Annotated in this window: 12 protein-coding genes; 3 read left to right on the top strand and 9 right to left on the bottom strand. The window is 39.8% G+C overall.

The window, feature by feature from the left end:
- Positions 1-40 precede the first annotated feature (40 nt).
- Genes cobN (H729_RS03220) through H729_RS03195 form a run of 6 tightly spaced genes read right to left on the bottom strand, consistent with a single transcriptional unit; the run spans position 41 to position 9853 of the window.
- A complete protein-coding gene (gene cobN, locus H729_RS03220; protein WP_052312414.1) occupies positions 41-3889 on the bottom strand; it encodes a cobaltochelatase subunit CobN in 3849 nt (1282 codons plus the stop codon).
- Between the two features lie 17 nt (positions 3890-3906).
- On the bottom strand, positions 3907-5802 hold the full coding sequence (locus H729_RS03215; protein ID WP_020448567.1) for a VWA domain-containing protein: 1896 nt from the start codon (positions 5800-5802) through the stop codon (positions 3907-3909).
- Complete coding sequence (locus H729_RS03210; protein ID WP_020448566.1) at positions 5772-6809, bottom strand: ATP-binding protein; 1038 nt, start codon at positions 6807-6809, stop codon at positions 5772-5774. The genes H729_RS03215 and H729_RS03210 overlap by 31 nt, the downstream gene beginning before the upstream one ends.
- A 24-nt stretch (positions 6810-6833) precedes the next feature.
- Positions 6834-7622: an ABC transporter ATP-binding protein gene (locus H729_RS03205; protein ID WP_020448565.1), complete on the bottom strand. Its 789-nt coding sequence runs from the start codon at positions 7620-7622 to the stop codon at positions 6834-6836.
- Positions 7619-8794 carry a FecCD family ABC transporter permease gene (locus H729_RS03200; protein ID WP_020448564.1) on the bottom strand — a complete coding sequence of 392 codons (1176 nt, stop codon included), beginning with the start codon at positions 8792-8794 and terminating at the stop codon, positions 7619-7621. Before H729_RS03200 ends, H729_RS03205 begins: the two co-directional genes overlap by 4 nt.
- A 45-nt stretch (positions 8795-8839) precedes the next feature.
- Entirely contained in the window at positions 8840-9853 is a 1014-nt protein-coding gene (locus H729_RS03195) for an ABC transporter substrate-binding protein (RefSeq protein ID WP_020448563.1), read from the bottom strand.
- A 271-nt stretch (positions 9854-10124) separates the two neighbouring features.
- Between H729_RS03195 and H729_RS03190 the strand changes: the two genes are divergently transcribed.
- The gene (locus tag H729_RS03190; protein ID WP_020448562.1) at positions 10125-11012 is read left to right on the top strand and encodes an ABC transporter ATP-binding protein; all 888 of its coding nucleotides are present in this window, start codon (positions 10125-10127) and stop codon (positions 11010-11012) included.
- Positions 11006-11761: an ABC transporter permease gene (locus H729_RS03185; protein WP_020448561.1), complete on the top strand. Its 756-nt coding sequence runs from the start codon at positions 11006-11008 to the stop codon at positions 11759-11761. Before H729_RS03190 ends, H729_RS03185 begins: the two co-directional genes overlap by 7 nt.
- A 2-nt stretch (positions 11762-11763) precedes the next feature.
- On the opposite strand, the gene cobN (H729_RS03180) is transcribed toward H729_RS03185, so the two are convergent.
- Complete coding sequence (gene cobN, locus H729_RS03180) at positions 11764-16584, bottom strand: cobaltochelatase subunit CobN (protein ID WP_020448560.1); 4821 nt, start codon at positions 16582-16584, stop codon at positions 11764-11766.
- On the bottom strand, positions 16584-17681 hold the full coding sequence (locus H729_RS03175) for a FecCD family ABC transporter permease (RefSeq protein WP_020448559.1): 1098 nt from the start codon (positions 17679-17681) through the stop codon (positions 16584-16586). The genes cobN (H729_RS03180) and H729_RS03175 overlap by 1 nt, the downstream gene beginning before the upstream one ends.
- A 278-nt stretch (positions 17682-17959) precedes the next feature.
- Here H729_RS03175 and H729_RS03170 point away from each other — a divergent pair, with 278 nt between their 5' ends.
- The gene (locus H729_RS03170) at positions 17960-18922 is read left to right on the top strand and encodes an alpha/beta hydrolase (protein WP_020448558.1); all 963 of its coding nucleotides are present in this window, start codon (positions 17960-17962) and stop codon (positions 18920-18922) included.
- 50 nt (positions 18923-18972) lie between these two features.
- Here the strand turns inward: H729_RS03170 and H729_RS03165 are convergent, their stop codons facing one another.
- Positions 18973-20268, bottom strand: a complete 1296-nt coding sequence (locus H729_RS03165) for a hypothetical protein (RefSeq protein WP_147554375.1) — start codon at positions 20266-20268, stop codon at positions 18973-18975.
- Positions 20269-20408: the final 140 nt, after the last annotated feature.

Raw genomic sequence — 20408 nt, 5'->3', positions numbered from 1 at the left:
AGATGACGCGGTCAAGCGTCATCTTTTAAATTATTTATTCTCAGCTTTTATTATCAGTATTCTCAGGTTTGATCTGATTCTTCTTCACTTTAGAGACAATATCAGAAGCATTGGCCATATTGGAATTCCAGCTAGAGATGTCAGATGAAGTGAATATATCTATACTGCCTCCTTGATATTCTCCATCTCCAGAAAGATCTTCCAAAACAGATTCCAGATCTAAATATACATTTTGAAGATCCTGTAAAGTATCTTTATCTGTATTCCACAATCCCCTACTGTTAGCTTCCAAAAGTCTTCTGGCAATTTCCTCAAGCGCATATGGATTGTTATCTTTGAAAAACTGCCTCATTTCTGGGTCTGAAACGAATGTTGCTGTTACTTCATCAAATATCCAGTCGTCTACCTCTTTTGTAGAAGCTTCCCAACCATATAGCCTACTGATCTTTTTCATTATATCTCCAGCACCCTTGTAACCGTGCTGTTTCATTCCTTCAATCCAAGCTGGATTCAAAACTTTTGTTCTCATGACTCGGCGGATTTCGTCAGCTAAGGTGTTTACAGAAATGTCCCTGGGATCTCTGGTATCACCGTAGTATGCTTTTACATCAGTTCCGGAAAGATATCTTGCAGCTACGGTAAGTCCACCTACATTGCTGAAATGACCTCCGCATGCAAGAATATCACCTTCATCTGATGAAACTTTATCAAATGTCACATTTACCCTTGAAAGGCTAGATGCGAACTGTTCAAACATGGGCTTGCCGTTGCGGCTGTTGCCGTAACCATATCCTTTAGCCTTCACAAAAATCTCTGCCAGATCTTTATCTTCTTTCCAAGAACTAGCGAATACAGCCAGATTTACACCTGAGATATATGAGCCTGGAGGCGCTCCAAACATACGTGTTAGAGCATCATCAGCATCCATGCCGCTGGTTATTGACTCTAAAGTGTGCTTTCTTACAAAGTTCTTATCAAGAGGTTCATCTAGCTCAGCCACAGCCCTGACTGCCGAATCGATCAGATCGATGCAGTTCATGAGATTGTCTCTCAAAATACACGAAACGTTTACTGTTATGTCTATTCGTGGCCACTTTAATTCTTCTAAAGGAATTATCTCAATGTCCTTGACACGCCCGTCCAAACCCCACTTTGGTTTTACACCTAACAGATAAAGGAGCTGGGACATCATTTCCCCGCCTGTCGATATTATTTCTCCCATTGTCCAAAAGAAAGCTATGCTTTCTGGAATTTCACCGGATTCATGGAGGTACTTTTCAATTATTCCATCAGCAAGCCTCATCCCAACTTTCCAAGCAGTAGTAGACGGAACACTGAAAGGATCCATAGAGTAAAAGTTTCTTCCTGTAGGGAGGATGTCATACCTTCCACGGGTTATAGGACCTGCGGGCCCCTGAGAAATACGTCTTCCGTTCAGACCCCTCAGAAGCGCATCCATTTCACAAGAATCATTGAGGCGTTCATCAATATCTTTTATCTCATCGATAAATTTGCCAAATGCTGATACTTGAATATTGTTGGCTTTAGTCATTACAGAAGTAACAGCAGATGAGGTATCGAAACCTGCTAAAATCAATTTTACGATATCACGAGTTTTGATGCCGATTTCTTCAATCAAAGCCCCGTTTGAAGTTTGATACTTTTCATTAATTTCTCCTTGGTCAGCATAGAGTATTGATAAATCAAGTCCCATTATATCAGCTACGCAGTCCCTTATAGAATCGTGTTCTTCGCCGTAGCGTACAATGGAGTTTATGACTTCACAACGTTCGTCACCAATTGGAATTCTGCCGAATGTGTGAAGACCTAGATTCATCTGCGAATTACGAATGCGAGACAGAGCATCATGACAGATTTTTACACAGTCTTTTAAAGAGATATCGTCATTAAATTCCAGCTCTTTAAATATATTTGAAGCTAGAGCAATTATCTGTTCCTTTAATTGCTCGCTGTGAACTGGATTCGTACAGGCTGTATTATACTCAGACAATAAATTTTCCAGATCTGAATATTCATCATAAAGTTCCACTCTGGTCATAGTCATCTGCAGATGATCTATAAGTGTGGCATATGACCGTCTTTTTGCTACAATGCCCTCTGGAGGATTGTTTGAATTATAGATGTACAGATGTGGCGATGTGCCAATACATATGTCAGGATAACAAGTTTCGGTCATACCTACACCCTTTCCCGGCGTCCACTCCATACTGCCGTGCGTGCCTGTATGGATAATGACATCAGCACCCCAGATCTCTTCAAAATAATGATAAGTCGCAAGAAACTGGTGAGTTGGAGGACAAAGAGGATCGTGAAGTATTTTACAGACCTCACCATCGCAGCGGGACCCGTAGCATCCGCGCTTAGGCTGCACTGCAACAATTACATTGCCAAAAGAAACGCCGGTAATTACAATTTCATTCTCAAAAACCATGCCCATGCCGGGAGGTTCACCCCAGAAATTTATGACATCGGCCTGCGTTGATTCTGGAAGTGTTTTAAAATAATTATTATACTCTTCAACAGGCATCCTGTGGATTGCACCGCCGCATTTTATTATCTCCTGGATTGTAGTCCATCTGAACTCTGAATAAGCTTTCCTTTCAAGAATTAATTCTATCAGTTCTTTACCATTTTCAGGTGCATCAACTGCATAGCCTTCTTCTTTCATACGCTTTAGTATATCAGAAACACTCTCTAAAGAGTCCAAACCAGCCGCAGCACCGATGTTTGCTTCCACTCCAGCACAGGGAAAATTATTTAAAAAGATTAAAACCTTTTTTTCACTGTTTGATTTACGCTGCAGATTTATCTGTTTTGCCACCCTCTGAGCAATTTTTCTGCTTCTTTCCTCTAAGACTATTCTCAGATCTGAATCGATTGTTGAATATCCCTTGTCTGATCCAATTACTAATGGTTCAATGATCCCTTCAAATTCAGGAAAAACAATCTGCCAGGTTATGTCGCTTGTCAAACCTGGTGAATTCCGCCACTCTTCAACGGACATCCGAGATAATACAACTGGCTGATACACTGGAACATCCAGTAAGGATAATATTTCTTCTCCTCCTATTGATGCCTGAGCATCATCCCCATATGTATTCCCGCCAACGAAGGCAGTGGTAAATTTTACAACAGCATTCACTAAGGGAATGTTATCAAGCATAAAATATTTCTCAGCGGCTTCACTTACACTTAAGGCTCCTTTTGAAATATCTTTAGAAAATGTAGTAAATATTAATATTACATTAATCCCTAAATTCTCTAAATCTCTCAGAAGGTTGCATTCTACAGCACATCCGTCCATAGCCCATACAGGTCTAGAAGCAATAATGCCCACCCAAGGTTGTGTGCGATCCTTTCCATACCACTGCATATAATCGATGGTTCTAGAAAATACAGTTCCTGGGCAGTCTGGATGAATTATACCCTGCCAAGGAAGCTCCACCGGAGGAAGTACTTCAACCTGCATACCACAAAGATTGTTTCCTAAAAAATTGAAAAGTCGGATAAAGTTCTCCTCTCCGCTGTTAGATACATATTGAAAAGCAGTTATAGCAATTTCGTGATCTACAGAAGTTAATGACCAATGGGTAGGGTCAGAACCGAAACACACAATTTTTTTATTATTTTTTATTAAATTTATTCTGTCCTCTAATTTATCCCAGAAATCAGTCGAAGAACGGTACAGCAGAATTATATCAGAATCATTCATTTCTGAAATCAGTTTATCTAAACAGTCATCATCTGATGATAGATCTTTAGAGGAATAATATGTGATATCCATATCTACATGTTTTGATGCCCTCTCCAGGATTGGCCCGTGGCTGTCCCACATTATTGCCATCAATTTAATTTTATTGAAACTCATAATAACTACCTTGCAGTCTACATATCTTTGATTACTGTTCGTATGGACATCTGAAGATTTTCAGCATTGAGGGATTCCAACCTCACATACGCACAGTTAAGAACTCTAGCTAATTGTAAAGCCAGATTAAATTTCATAAAACTTATTTCTGTATCAACAACTACAAACCTAATACCGCAATCCACGAGTGACTCTGCAACAGATATCAATTCCGATCTGGGATCTGGGGATGCATATGATACATTATTCCTGCCGTCTGTCAAGATTACTAAAACAGGCTTTGAATCTGAAGAGATATACGGTTTCAGGATTTCATAGCTTTTTATAAGCCCATGTGTAAGCGGCGTCCTACCTCCTGTAGGGAGTTCGCTAAGCAACTGGTAGGCTTTTGAGACACTTCTGGTAAGTGGAAGGATTTCTTCCGCGGTATCCTTTCTGAATACAACTAATCCAACATCATTGCGTCTCTGATAAGCATCCTTGAGCATTGAGATGATCGCACCCTTTACAGCGATCATTCTGTTATTAGCACCCATGGAGCCGCTACCATCCACTAAAAACAAAATCTTAGTGCTCTGCCTTTTTTCTCTTATTTTTTCCCTAAAGTCACTTTTTTCCAATACAACTGCCAAATCCCGGTGGTCTCTCTGAATCTGATATGGTGCGGCTGCCCGTATCGTAGCACACAGCGCTATATCGAAAATTTTCTCCTTGGGTATCGTATAACCTATACATCTTCCAGTGTGGTCTGATGATATGGTTTTATCCTGTCTACCACTCCGGCCTTTCAAATTGATTTTATTAAGATCAGGAATGTACTCAGTTGGTTTAAATTCGTTACCAATAACAAATACATTCTCAGACGGTTCAGATGTTGGCTGAGACTCAGAATTTTCCAAAGGTTCGTCATTATTTTCAGACTGATTAGTCTCTGAAGAACTTTCTGTATTCTCCTGAGAATTGCTTTCATTCTCCTGAGAATTATTAGATTCCTCATTTTCACTGTCTTGAGTATCCTCTGACATGGGAGGAGGCTCATTATCTGCATCATCAGTTCTTCGATGCTGGAGACAGACTGCAACACTTTTTTTAAGGTCGCTAAGATCTGCACAATCTCTACCAGCAAGAGCCGCAAAACCACATGAAGCATGAATTACAGACAAATCTCCTCTGTGTCCTTTTACACCCAGCTCATTACAGATGTCAGCTATAGCATCAAAATACCCTTCCGGGATAGTTACGTTGCTGCATTCTGAACGGCACTTTATAAGATGAGCGGATAGATCATCATCACAATAAGTATCACAGAAAGTATGAGGAGACTTTTCAAATTCCAGCCTACGCTTCACAATTTCTTTTCTTTGAGTCTCATCCTCTACACGAGGCATAAAAACACAGATATCAAACCTATCCAGAATATGTTCGGACAGCTTACCTTCCTCAGCATCCATTGTAGCAATGACCATGAATTTACAGCTGCGCGTCTGTGATACTCCATCACGTTCCACAAAGTACTTTTCATCCATTGAGCAGTTCAATACCTGATTGACCACATTTTCAGATAAAAGGTGTATATTTTCTATGAGAACAATATTGTTCTCGGCTCGTTCAAGAATACTTTTAGATGATTGCAATTTCCCAGAGCAGATGGTATTTTCAAAATCAATACTCCCGAATATCTGATCCTCTGTGGCATTTATAGGCAGCGAGATTATGTGAATCCCCGGGATGATTCCATCTAGCGATCTGACAATAGTAGTCTTGCCGCTTCCAGCCGGGCCGCAAATCAGAACCGAGTATATTTTATCAGAGACCAAAGCACACTTTAGCGCTTCTTTTACCTCTTCGCATCCGACTACGGCTGAAAACGGATACCGGCAGACTACTGGGTGCTGAAAGTCGAATGTATCCATTTATCCAGCTCCGCAATGTCAAGGTTAGCGTCTTGGAATGGATTCCGTCTCATACGATGAGGTAACACGAGAGTTGATACGGCTGTTACATCTGAAGGCTGCAGTTTATCCCGTTTATTCAATGCAGCATAGGCCATAGCTGCCTTGATTAATGTTAAATCAGTACGATGCCCGTCTACACCCAGATGGATTGAGATTTTCACAGCCATGTCCATTACTGCATCATCAGGATCCAGATCTTTTACAATAGTTCTAGCTTCCAGGATGTTTTCTCTGAGAAGCCGTTGAGCTTCAGAATATTCATTTATAAAGCTCTCTGGATCTTTCTCAAAAGCTATCCGCCGTTTAATCACTTCCTTGCGATTGTTTTCATCGCATTCGCCTTTGACGTCAGCCATGAGGCCGAATCTGTCTAAAAGCTGGGGACGAAGATCCCCCTCTTCCGGATTCATTGTGCCAACTAAAATGAATTTTGAAGGATGAGAATAAGATACTCCCTCTCTTTCAATAAAGTTAGTTCCCATGGCCGCGGCATCCAGAAGCAGATCTACAAGATGATCATCAAGAAGATTTACTTCATCCACATAGAGAATGTTTCCATTGGCTTTTGCCAATATTCCAGGTTCGAATTTTTTTCTTCCTGTTGTAATTGCATGTTCGATATCTAATGTGCCTGCCACGCGATCTTCTGTAGAACTCAGCGGCAGTTCTACAACTTTCATTGGGGATTTGTCTTTAACTAACGAATTAGAAGCATAACGCTCAGCACAATCTGGACAGAGATCATTCCAGTTTCCCCATTCACAGCCGCATGCACATCCCTGAACAACCTCTCGTTCTGGAAGCAGAGCTGCCAGTGCACGGACTGCCGTTGATTTAGCAGTGCCTTTTTCACCCTTAATCAGAACTCCCCCGATAGACGGGTAAATTGTATTCAATATCAGAGCCTCTTTCATACTCTGCTGACCAACAATTGCAGTAAATGGATATGTTAGTTTTTCCTTCATAGTATCACATAATTTAATAAATATCTATAAATCACTAATATCATCGCACGGAGAGATTGGAAGTATATATCGTCCTCCGGTTTTGTTTGTTATTATTTCTGATTCTACACCATATACATCACGTATGGTATCTTCAGTAATCGTTGTCTGCGGTGGACCATATGCATAAATCTCTTTGTCTTTGATCATTAAAACTTTATCAGAATAATTTAAAGCCAGATTGATGTCATGCAATGCAATGATCATGCCGGCATTATGATTATGAACGATGTCATCCATGGCAATCATTGTATTCATCTGATATTTTAGATCTAGAGCGCTGGTCGGTTCATCAAATAAAAAGAAAGACGGACATTGTGCTAAAGAACGGGCCAGATAAACTCTCTGCTTCTGTCCACCCGAAAGCTCTGAAACATTATTGTCAGAAAGGCTTTCAATTTTCATTTTACGCATTGAATCAATGGCAATATCGATATCTTTCTCACGGTAAGACCATGTAACATACGGTCTTCTTCCCAACAGAACTGTATCAATTACCTTAGTAAAAACAGAATTAGGGGAAGACTGCGGCACATATGAGATTAACTTTGCCACATCGGTAAGATCCATATCCATCAGATTCTGACCATCTATCATCAAACGTCCAGATTTTGGAGGCAGAATATTACACATGGTTTTTATTAGAGTGGACTTTCCAGAGCCATTTGGTCCCAACAGTGCCAGTACTTCTCCGCTTTCGGCAACAAAACTGATATCTTTGAGGACCTCATAGGATCCGTAGCCCTGGCATAAAGATTCTACGGAGAACTTCATGACTCATAACCTCCACTCATTTTTTTAACAAGCAGCAGGAAGAAAACTCCCCCTATCGCATACATGATAATTCCCACAGGAAGGTCGTTAGGAGCTAAAATCACCCTGGCAATAGCATCTGAACTTATGAGAATTAAAGCACCTAACAGAGCTGAAGCTGGAATCAGATACCGATTGTCATTGCCGATTATCATTCTGCAGATGTGAGGAGCCATTAAACCTATGAAACCGATAATTCCTGTAAACGCCATACAGGCAGATGTTACCAAAGCAGAGATTATTAGAATCTTAGTTCTTAATTTTTTAACATTTACACCTAAATTTTTTGCTACATCATCACCGCTGGATAGTGTGTTCAGATCTACAGCATATGATTCAAGAAACAATACTCCTACAATTACAATGGGTATCAGGATAATTACTGCACTCCAAGAGGCTCCCCACATACCTCCCAGAAGCCATAGTGTTATGTCCTTAAGGGCTGTTTCATCAGAAGCATATTTGAGATATGACAGAAGTGCTGAAAAGAGATATCCAATCACTACACCGGTAAGAATTAGTGTCGACTGACCGACCATCCTTTTACTGGTCAGCGACAGTAAAATAGCAACGCTGATTAAACCAAAGGCAAAGGCTACAATCACCATAAAGATCCAGCCAATGGTTATGCTTGTTCCCCACAGGTTGATGTATGTATAATATACAGAGCCAAAAATTGTAGGGCCGAGTACAATGGCAACTGCTGCACCGCATGAAGCTGCAGATGATAGACCAAGCGTAAACGGGCACACAAGAGGATTTCTTAAAATGCTCTGCATGGCTGCTCCTGCAACCGCAAGACTGACACCAGCGAGTATACCTACAATTACTCTAGGAGCACGGTAAGTGTAAATTATAGGTGTATAATAGTTAACACTCGGACCATCAATATAATTTGGAAATAAAGAATGTCCAAAGATCTTTAATGTTTCAGAAAACGGTACATATACAGCACCGACTCCCAATACAAATATTGCTACAACTGCAAGCAATACAACTAACAGCAAAATGAAGATTACTTTTTTCCTCTTGGATGATTCAAATTTACCTTTTGTAGAGTCGTCACAATTTGCCCCTTTGAGTAGATTTGTAAGATTTGCTAGACGACTGCTAGATTTGCTGCTGCCGTTCATATTTTCACCAGCAATTAATTAAAAAAATTAAAAAATGGTTATTCATCAAGAATACACCATTTGATTGTTGAATGAAGTATTACCTAGCTGGTTGTACTCATCCACAAGCTCGGATACAGAAATATCTCCATAATTTTCAGGATCCATCAAGGAGATCATAAACAGACCGCCAATAACGGATCTGATTCCACCAATTATGTCATTGGATACCATGTAGACCTTTTCATTTTGTATTGCAGAGATATTTTCCCATCCGCTACGTTCATAAACTGAATTCAGGTAAGGTGCTAATTTTTCTTCACTCCAGTTAGCATTATATGTTACGACTAGTATAATATCGGGATTCAGTTCGATTAACGTAGATCCTTCTGGGTATACGTAGCTGGTTTTCGAGTCTTCGAATATATTTTTACCTTTAACTTCATTAAGGGTTACACCAGGTGTGCTGGTGGGGGCCATGAAGGTCAGCTTAGTGGATGAGTAACTTTCAAGAGCAAATTTTGGAGATACTCCATTGAAACTATCCATTATCTTCAATTTTTCAGAATACCAATCAACTATCCTTTTAGCTTCACTAGTACGTCCAGTGAGTATTCCCAAAGAAGTTATATCATTGACTACTTCAGTCATCTTACTTGCTCCTAGTTCGATAACTGGTATGCCTGTGGCTTTGAGTGCTGTATTATCAGTAGTATTCTGGACAATAATGGCATCAGCATTCAAAGTTAAGACTACGTCTAAACCATCAGTAGTGCTTGTACCGATGTCGGTAGCATTTTGATAATATTGGCTATAATTTGTATCCTTGAGAACTGTACTAGTCGTTCCGACAACCAGATCCGTAGCGCCCATCATGATCAAGGCTTCAGCGATATATTTACTGTACACGACCAAACGACTACAGGTTGAATCGAGAGTGACTGTTTCACCATTGGAATCTGTCAATACTATCTTCCCATCGGTATCATCATCCCCTAAACTGACCCCTACGCCGATACCAATAGCTGCAATAATTAGTATAACAGCTGCAATAATTGTAACTGTCTTCATGTTCTTCATTTCATACCTCTTAAGAAACTTTTAACTTTATTTGGATATATGCGGTCATTTAAGCAATTATTGGATATATCATCCCAGAAAGAGTATTGAAGTATACTATTTAAAGGTATCTAATAGGGAAATATGAGTGATTAAAAAAGAGATTTTTAGTCCCTGGATATATCAAATAAAGATTACAATGACTGGTTTCTAAGTTATCATATGACGATTAAATCATATGATCAAAACGATAGCCATTAGTTATATGAGCTAGAACTACATGCAGATCTTGGTGGATGATATTTCCAACTCTGACATACTACAAGCCGATCACCTTATTAAAAAATTTGACAACTTCACCGCTGTCAATGATGTCAGCATCTCTGTTAAAAAGGGAGAAATCTTCGGATTTCTAGGCCCCAATGGAGCCGGAAAAACTACAACCATACGTATGCTGACTACAATCACTACCCCAACATTCGGAAATATCACCATCGCCGGATACAACATTCAAAAAGATCGTATCAACGCTAGAAAATACCTTGGAATAACACAGCAGCATATCAGCTTGGACAAAGATATCACGGTTCGAGAGAATATAAAACACCATGCTTTGCTGCAAAAAATACCGCGAGCAGAAATTGAAGAACGGATTAAAGAAGTTTCATCACTACTGGGTCTGGAGGAATATATGGACAGGACTATTTCTTCTCTATCAGGAGGGTGGAAAAGAAAAACTGCCATTGTCTGTTCCATAATCCACAGACCCAAAATCCTTTTTTTAGATGAACCCACTGCAGGACTTGACACACGCTCAAGACACATGCTGTGGGACCTCATTAGAATGCTGAACAGCAACGGAACTACAATATTTCTGACAACTCACTACATAGAAGAAGCAGAATCACTCTGCGACAGAGTAGGAATAATGAATTATGGCAGAATAATTGCATTAGGAACACCCAAAGAGCTCTGTCAGAAGATTGGCTCAATGACTGTAGAATTAATAGGTGACGATGGAAAAATATACAATCGATATTTTCCAGATCGATCCAGTGCAAAAGAATTCGTGCAGGCTACAACTGAAAATTATAACATTATACGAAAGACCAATTTAGAGGATGTATTTTTAGAAATAACTGGAGAGGATACTGCAGCAGATAAGCTGGTGAGATGCTGATATTCACCATACTTGACGAATCTGTACGCGTAGCATGGGCGGATCTGTGCTATTTCAAAAAGAATTTCTTAGTAGTGGTAATCTCCTGCCTGATAGGGCCTTTGCTGTATCTTCTGGCATTTGGTTATGGTCTGGGCAGCGGCATGTCAGGTGGAAGCGGAAACTACATAGCATTCATAATTCCAGGTATTGTGTCACTGACGACACTGTCATCCAGTTTCGGTTCGACTTCTTCGAAGATTCTAATTCAAAGGCTGTTTTACATGAGTTTTGATGAACTTGTTCTCTGTCCGATTCATGTTTCTTCGATAGTAATTGGAAAAGCGCTAATGGGGACTTTGAGAAGCGTGCTGAGCTGCATGATTATTCTCATAATAGGAATGATTATCTCACCAGCAGTTTCAATAACGCCACTTGTAATTTTATTCATAATCATATCAAGTTTCACATTCGCTCTGCTGGGAGTTTTAGCCGGCATGCTAGCTAAATCAAATCAGGCATTGAACCTTTTCAACAGCGTTGTTATAATTCCAATGACATTTCTATGCGGGACATTGTTTAATGTTTCATCGCTGCCAAGCATATTCAGTTATATCATCTACGCACTTCCGCTTACTCATTCTACAGAATGCATCAGATCAGCATCTCTGGGCTGGGATGTTCCATATGCTTCGATAGCAATCATGCTGATATACTGTGCTGTATTTTTTATTGCAGACTATCACTTAATTAAAAAAGGAAGTTCCTGACCTCAGCGGTCTGTGATTTCTTCCAGTCTTTCTTCAGTCTGCATATACAGCTGCTTTAATTTCTCCAAGGTATCTTGATCTGCATTCCACATCTCCCGGGATATTGCTTCGTGCAGCCTGTTCAAGATATTCATCAAAGCGTGGGGATTTTCATCCATCATCCACTCCTTCGTGTCATTATCAAATAAAAATTTATCAGCCAGCTGCTCATACATCCAGTCATCAACAATATCTGAAGTTGCGTCCCATGCAAACAAATATTCTGTAACATTCGCCAGCTCTGCAGCTCCACGATAACCGTGCTCTTTCAAGCCTTCAACATATTTGGGATTGAGGATTTTACTTCTGAATACGAATTTACACTCTTCTGCGGCATTTCTAAGTTTCAGGTGCTCAGGATTTGAACCATCCCCCATAACAGAAATTGCATCTGGATTACCATAAGCCCTTACAAAAGAATTCATTCCGCCAAGATATGTGTATACGTCATCGCAGTCAAGCAGATCTATCTCCCGATCGGGCATATTCTTGACTGTAACACCGACTTTGCTGAAGCGTTTGACAAATTGATCCTTCATACTTTCTCCGTGAACTCCTCTTCCATATGCATAGCTCGACCATGAAATGTAAACATCTGCCAGATCTTCCACGGTTTTCCATTCACTGGTTTCTATGGCATGGTTGACACCGGCACCATACGCTCCAGGAGGTGCACCGAATATGCGCATGGAAGACTTCCTGCGGGCTTCATCAACTGTAAGGCCTGCTTTCATTCCTTCAAGGATTTCTTTTCTCAAGTTATCAGCAAGATAATTTTCATCACTTGATTCGTCAAGCCCAGACACAAGTTTAACAGCATCATCAATCATATCGATAAGATTGGGAAATGTATCCCTGAAAAGTCCTGTGATGTTTACAGTCACATCAATTCTAGGACGCTTCAACTCAGACAAAGGAACGACTTCCAGGTCTATCACCTGGCCACCGGCTTTGGACCACACAGGTTTTACACCCATGAGCCAGAGGATATATGCTAAATCATCTCCTCCTGTTTTCATAGTGTCTGTAGCCCAGATGATGAATCCTACCTCCCTCGGGTAGGTTCCTTTTTCTTCCACATACTTGTTGATCATCTGGTCAGCCATTTTCTTTCCTATGACCCATGAAGAAGGATTAGGAACGCTATCAGGATCGATGCCGTAGTAGTTCCTGCCCATCGGCAGTATGCGGGCATTTCCACGTGTAGGAGCTCCAGATGGTCCTGGGAGCACATATTTCCCTTCAAATGCATTCATCATATTGTTGATTTCATCACCCATATTTTTTAGATTAGGTACTAAAAAAGTACAAATGAATGAGACACATTCTATAAGTGAATTTGAAACTGAACTATAACGTCCATTGACATAATCAAGGCATTTAGAATAATTATAATCGAGTGCCCTCATTTCAACCAAGAGAGTCTGGACTTCCGAATCGGCATAATCAATTATTTCGCTGTTAGGTCTTCCGTCCTCACTCAGTTCATTCGGAAAATCTACAGCATGGTTGAGATCATATCCCATAGTGTCACCTACAGCTTCCCTCAGTGGCGAAATTGAACCATTTCTAACTTTCATTATTGAATAAATGTTCTCATCCAGATGACGTCCTTCAGGAATTCGTCCCAGGACATGAAGCCCATCACGGATCAAAGCATCTTTAACTTCTGTAATATATTCATGGAGTTTATCCAGATATGGCTCGAATCCATCTACCCCTGGATCTGCAGATATCCCTAAATCACTAAATAAGTCAAGTTTCTTAGCAGCTTCGTAAATTTCAGAAATTAAAATAGTTCTCCTCTCGCCAGCAGCCATGTTCTTAAACTTAAAGTACTGCTGAAGAGGGACCTCCACCTCTGATAATTCATCATAACTGCCTGCTCTAGCCATAGTGGGATTCATATGCCCGATAACTACAGCTTCAGACCTTCTCTTGGTTTGTATTCCTTCGCCTGGATCATCAATGATATATGGATACACATGAGGAGTGGCATCAAGCACAAAATCAGGATTGCAACTGGAAGACAAACCTACATTCTTGCCGGGAAGCCACTCCAGCGTTCCATGAGTTCCCATATGTACAATTACATTGGCCTTGAATTCATGCTGAATCCATCTGTAATATTCCAGATACTGATGAGGAGACATCAGCAGAGGGTCATGATAAATTCTCTCAATCTGTTCTCCCCATCCCCTTAGAGGCTGGTAGCCAATGAGGATATTTCCTTTGATCAGACCAGGGATTATTATCTTTCCTTTTTCAACAGCAATCTCTCCTGGTGGTTTTCCCCAATGCTCAATTGTTGAATTTTTATCGAACTCAGAAAGTTTATCGAAATGCTGCAGGTAATCCTTTTTATCCACCAGATCCAAAGCTTTTTCGCAGACTACTTCGGAAGGGGTCCATTCCAAATCGTTTGTAACGTTTTCTAATATTTCAGTAATTAATTCTTTTCCCGTTTCTGGAATATTATCTACAGAGTATCCAAGAAGTTTCAGCCTTTTCAGCATTGAACATACGCTTTCAATTACATCAAGACCTGCAGCATTGCCTATCCTTCCAGAATCAGGCCTGGACTGGTACATCAGAATAGCAATTCTTCTTTCAGACGGCGGGATTCTGCTCAGCATGGCCCAATTCTTAGCCAATCTTGCAAGATGATTTATTCTATCCGGCAGAGGGGCGTTTCTGCGGATTTTCCTATATTCTGGAGGCGAGTGGGCAATCGGCACAGTAATTATCTGTCCGTCCACCTCCGGCCAGGCTACAGATGCAGAAATTTCGTTCTTGTCCAACCCAACCGCACTGCTCCCATAATCAGAATATTCAGAGGCAACTATCAGAGCCTGCAGAACTGGAACGTTTGTAAGATGTTTGTAAAAATTTTCCTCATCTGGTGTGCTCATTCCGGTAGTGCTTCTGGAATTAACAAGTTGTGAAAATGACGAACACATCACAACCACATCTACACGAGATTTTTCACCATCCATCAGATACTTCTTGAATATGGTAGAACTACCGTACGTTCCATGAACGCTCATGGATGAAGCTGAAAAGAATACGGGAATTACATTCATTCCTGCATCTTCCAAACCATGGATCATTGCATCAATATGTTCCAGATTATTATATATCCATAAATTACTCGTAAACATGAATCCTGCAGTAGGAAGGTTAGGATCAAGGTTGGAAATATAATCTTCAAAAGAAATGTCCTTTGAGTAATCTGGATGATATATGCCGTCAGTTCTCTGTTTCACAGGTTCAGGGACTGAATCCACCAGACCAAGTTTGTTAGCTAACCAGAGAAGGATTCCTACATCATTTTCTGGCCCCTTGTATAAAGCAAAGGACCTCAAAAGTGAGAATTCATCATCAGACCCTTTGAAAAGGTGGCGGAATAATAGCATTAAGTCTAAACTCCCAGAATAGATGAATACATATCCAGCATAGTTTTTCAGGACCTCTTCATATTTTTCAAACTTCTTAAATCTGAAAATATCCCCCATGCATCTGATGAATACCATATCTGCATCTGCAGTCTCCTTGACAAGGCGGTGGTATACTTCAGGATTGTCATCGATTACGTCACAGTTTTCACAAAAACATTCTACATTGATTCCTTGATCACGAAGTGTTTTTGCGGCTTTCTCCATAACTCTAGCATCGGAACTTTGAACTGAAATGTGAATTAATTTCATAGAGTCACAATCACTTTTTTTCTGTTTAAAAAGGAAATAGAGGAACAACGGACTGCCTATCATCGCTGTAACCACACCTGCCGGTAAACCAGTGGTGCCGATTACCCTTGCCAGGCAGTCAGAAGAGATCAGCATGAGTGCACCCAGGGAAGCAGAACAGGGAATGAGATAACGGTTATTGGAACCAACAAAAATTCTGCCAAGGTGCGGAGCTACCAGACCTACAAATCCAATAGTGCCTGTAAAACAAACTGCTGCAGCAGTTGTAAGTGAGATTACAATTAAACAGAACAGGCGAAGTCTCAAAGGATTTACTCCAAGACTTACGGCACTATTGTCTCCGCTGGATAAAACGTTTAAACTTTTAGAAACTATCATCATTGCAATAAATATTGAAATCGCAGAAACTATCAATATGGGGACACTTTCCCATCCGGCTTTCCCCACGGTTCCTATGGACCATTCGTAGATATCTGAAAGAGCGTCCGGATCTGCAATATATTTTAAGAGTGATGAAGACGCAGAAAATACATACATCACTGCAATACCAATGAGTATCATTGCAGTAGATGTAATTTTTTTAAATGTAGTAATAATAACTATGACCAAAGAGGGGATCATAGCAAAAATGAATGCATTGAGTATCTGAGAGTATGTACCAGCAGCTGGCACTACGCTGATTCCCATAACAAGCCAGACGGTTACACCAAACAGAGCTCCCGATGAAATACCTGTTGTATATGAATCTGCAAGAGGATTTTTCATCATGCTCTGCATCACTGCTCCCCCGATAGCTAAAATAGCTCCAACAGTAAGACCAGCAACAGCACGGGGAAGATTTCTATCCCACACAATAAAATCCTTGAGCTCTGCAACATAGCCCACTGGATCAATTCCCTGAAGATGATTAAAGATTATTTCATATGATTCCAATATGCCAATAGGATATTTTCCAACAGATGTGGAAGCAACTGCCAAGAGTATAGAGGATATCGCGAAGATTATAGTAAAAATTCTTCCGCGGCGTATGTGTCTGTGATATTCATTGACGCAGTGTTTCGATAGTGATCCGAACATTACCACAGACTCCGTTTATTTTTAACAACTAAATACAGAAAAATGGGTGCACCGATAAAAGATATCATTATACCCACGGGAACTGCATTTATATCAGAAACTATGCGTGAGACTATGTCAGCTATTATCAGAAATGTAGCACCAAATGCTGCGGCTGCAGGAATCAAATAACGGTTGTCTGAACCTATGATCAGGCGAACAATGTGAGGAGATATCAAACCAATAAAACCTATAACTCCTGCATAGCTTATCACAGCAGCAGTCATCAAAGAAAGTATCAGTAAACAGACAATTCTCAGAGAATTAGCATCCAAGCCTAAACTTTTAGCACTGTCATCGCCGAGCAGGAGAAGATTTAGTTTTTTAGATACTGCTAGTGCGCAGATTGTTCCAGCAACTGTAATAAGTGTAACTAATAAAAGATCATCCCATGAAAGATCTGCAAGTGATCCGATCTGCCATTGATAGACAGAGGCCAATGTTTCAGAATCTGTAGATATAAGAACAATAGTGTTGAGTGCATTGAATAAATATGAAACCGCTACACCTGCCAATATTAATGTTGCTGGAGAACGGCTTCTTGGAGATAGTAAAATAATTATTGCAACTGGTATCAAAGCAAAAATGAATGCGTTGATTATTACACCATATTGATCCATTTGTGAGCCTGATGTGGCAACAATACCCAAAGCTAATGCGACTGCTACTCCAAAACATGCACCGGATGAGACTCCGGTGGTATATGGATCGGCAAGGGGGTTTTTCATTACACTCTGCATCACTGCTCCCCCTACTGCTAATGCTGCTCCGGCAATTAAGGCGAATATGCTTCGCGGAAGCCTCAGATTCCACACTATTTGATCGTCCATCCATTCTGAAGAGCCTACTGGATAATCTACGCCAATCAAATGATTATACAATATGTGATAGACTTCAGTAAAACTAATGTCTCTTCCACCGATTGTTATGGAAACTCCAATGGCGATAACTGCAGTAATTATACAAAATATGATGAATAAAATTCTCTTGTGTGTATATTTCTTATAGGTATCACTTAGATCTGTGTCTGATATTATTCTGCTGGTATCAGTTTCCAAGATATGCCCTCTCAGAAGTCAACGTAGGATTCTAGATTTTTTTCAGATTTGTCAATATGGCTACCGCAATCTCCCAATAAAGACTCAGAATGGAGCATGGTGTTGTTTTCAATGATGCCATTGACGAAAATTACACCGCGACCAGCAAATAACATAGTAACCACAACTAGCTCAATAATACATTACCCACAATATTACTTGGATATATCATCCACTGCATGATATCATATTCGTTATATATTGATTTCGCGGCTGGATGATAATTTCAATAAGCTGCGATGAACAGAACCAAGGTAAGTTTAAGAGATACAGACCCGATCAGGAGTCTGGTTACAAACATGAGATATTCATATGTAAACAAGGACGATTCCGTAGAGAGTGTAATTAATCATCCTGCCTTCAAAAAGTTTGGCCAGTATTTATTCCCTTTAGAAAAAATCACATTAGATGAAAGTATAAAATTAAACGACATTAATGATCTTTTACCATATCATCACAACATCAATGCAGATACAACTGTAAATTCAATTAATTACATGATAGATAAAATCGAAAATGGCGAGACCATTTTTTATGACTACTATACGAAACTGCAAAAGAAAGAGGATCAAGATAAAGAATCAACAGGACTCTTCTTTTTCAGAGGAAATAAGTGTGCACCTTTTGCAGTTATCTGCGCAGGAGGTGCATTTTCATACATCGGTTCAATTCATGAAGGCTTTCCATATGCAATTGAACTGAATAAATTTGGATATAATGCATTTGTCATACAATACAGGATAGGAAATGGACAGCGCGCTACTGAAGATCTGGCTGCAGCAATAACATATATTTTCAATAATGCAAAAATGCTTCAAGTAGACATTGATAATTATTCATTATGGGGGAGTTCAGCTGGAGCCATAATGGCTGCTAAAATTGGTTCCTATGGGACTGAAAGGTTCGGTGGAGACGTGCTGCCTAAACCAATCGCTGTGATAATGGCATATTCAAGCTATTCCGACTATTCAGAAAATGAGCCGGCTACATTCGCAGTGGTTGGTGAGGAGGATAAAATCGCCAGATCAATGTCTATGGAACACCGCATATTAGAATTAAAAAACAAAGGCGTACCCGCTGAATTTCACAAATACCCTTCAGTAGGACATGGTTTTGGCCTGGGCATCAATACAAGCGCAGAAGGCTGGGTTGAAAAAGCTGTTCGATTCTGGGAAAGCCAGATATATTGTCAGAAAAAGTAAAGGCTTCAAAAAAATAAAAAAAAGCTGGCATATTAGCCAGCAATTAGGCATTATGATTTAATATCATCAATTGTGACCAAGAATGTTCCTTTTGAAACATCATAGTCATCATTGAAAAACTTGTCAATGAATTCTTGATGAACTTTATCACCGTATCCTTCACCAAACAAATCTGGATGTAGTATTTCAGCACAATATGCCAATCTTGCAGGAACGGGCATGTCTCCGCTGATGAGCACACAGTTTCCATTCTTATAAGCTTCAGTCATATCGAAATTAACTGCGCGCTCCCATTCTTTATTAATGTCCACATCTGTTCCGTATCCCATAGTGTTAAACACGATGATATAATCTATTTTATAATTATACAGCCAGTTATCAGTTTCTTTGTTGAAAGAGATTACAGCCGAACCACCGCTATCAACACCATCTAGAGCGTATTTGGATCCAGCGAGCTCTACAAGCTTAGTATAATCTGAAGTTTCCGAACCGACTGCATTGTTGCTTGAAGAAGCAACAGACAAAGGTAGATCTCCAGAGATGCCTGCCAGTTTATCTTCTAAAGTTTCAGTGAATGAGATAAACCAATCTGTAAGTTCAAAACTCCGTTCCTCCGCTCCCATTAAAAAGCCGATCATAAGTGCCGCTGAAGCCCAATCATCAGCTACAACCGAGGCTGCCTTGACTCTGATGACATCGACATTTAAGATATTTTCAAAGTCACTTTCATTCTTGATGTATGAACGGTTATCAGCTGTAAACAGAGCTGTACAATTATTCTCTGTTATCACACTTGAAGCTTTATCCAGATCAATATTTAACGCATTTGATCCTAAGGAGGTCATTCCTGAAAAGTACGGGAATAATGTTGCATCTGGCGGTGAGGATTTCGAATAACTGATTCCCTTTATATTATCCTCTACATCCAGTAATTTATAGAACATAAGCAAGTTAGCTGCTCCAGTACTGATTGCTGAAACTATTGGGAACTTTGTAGAAGCTACATATGTTTCACCATTCAAATGATTTAAATGGTGGACCGTGGTGTCCTCTCTGTTAATTATTTTTCTTATTTGATTGACATCATCTTCATTCACTGCTCCATCACAATTAGCATCAGCGAATGGATAATCCTCAAATAATTTGTTTCCACTGATAATATCTTGTACTATTGATATATCATTTTCATCTATTTTTGCATCATTGTTTGCATTGCCATATACTTCTAACAAAGCATCTAATGATTCAGAAGAGTTGTCATCATCTCCTTTCAAAAAAACATAGCTCAGACTAGCTACTAAAAGAACGATAACAACCGCAATCACTGCAATAATCTTCTTATTCACAATATCACTTGGATGTAACATCCATTTCAAGATTATCAACTATGTATATATTCATTTCGAAATAAAGTAAATACAAGGGATTGTAGTGCATTCATAAGTACATAATTCAAAATGAAATTTTACTAAATTCCAATAACCCA

This window comes from Candidatus Methanomassiliicoccus intestinalis Issoire-Mx1 (assembly GCF_000404225.1).
Lineage (GTDB): Archaea > Thermoplasmatota > Thermoplasmata > Methanomassiliicoccales > Methanomassiliicoccaceae > Methanomassiliicoccus_A > Methanomassiliicoccus_A intestinalis.
This window is presented reverse-complemented; position numbering and strand designations above follow the sequence as displayed.

Excerpts from the sequence above, each read along its gene's own strand:
- cobN (WP_052312414.1), bottom strand. The coding sequence starts at position 3,889 with ATGAGTTTCAATAAAATTAAATTGATGGCAATAATGTGGGACAGCCAC.
- H729_RS03215 (WP_020448567.1), bottom strand. The coding sequence starts at position 5,802 with ATGGATACATTCGACTTTCAGCACCCAGTAGTCTGCCGGTATCCGTTT.
- H729_RS03210 (WP_020448566.1), bottom strand. The coding sequence starts at position 6,809 with ATGAAGGAAAAACTAACATATCCATTTACTGCAATTGTTGGTCAGCAG.
- H729_RS03205 (WP_020448565.1), bottom strand. The coding sequence starts at position 7,622 with ATGAAGTTCTCCGTAGAATCTTTATGCCAGGGCTACGGATCCTATGAG.
- H729_RS03200 (WP_020448564.1), bottom strand. The coding sequence starts at position 8,794 with ATGAACGGCAGCAGCAAATCTAGCAGTCGTCTAGCAAATCTTACAAAT.
- H729_RS03195 (WP_020448563.1), bottom strand. The coding sequence starts at position 9,853 with ATGAAGAACATGAAGACAGTTACAATTATTGCAGCTGTTATACTAATT.
- H729_RS03185 (WP_020448561.1), top strand. The coding sequence starts at position 11,006 with ATGCTGATATTCACCATACTTGACGAATCTGTACGCGTAGCATGGGCG.
- cobN (WP_020448560.1), bottom strand. The coding sequence starts at position 16,584 with ATGTTCGGATCACTATCGAAACACTGCGTCAATGAATATCACAGACAC.
- H729_RS03170 (WP_020448558.1), top strand. The coding sequence starts at position 17,960 with ATGAACAGAACCAAGGTAAGTTTAAGAGATACAGACCCGATCAGGAGT.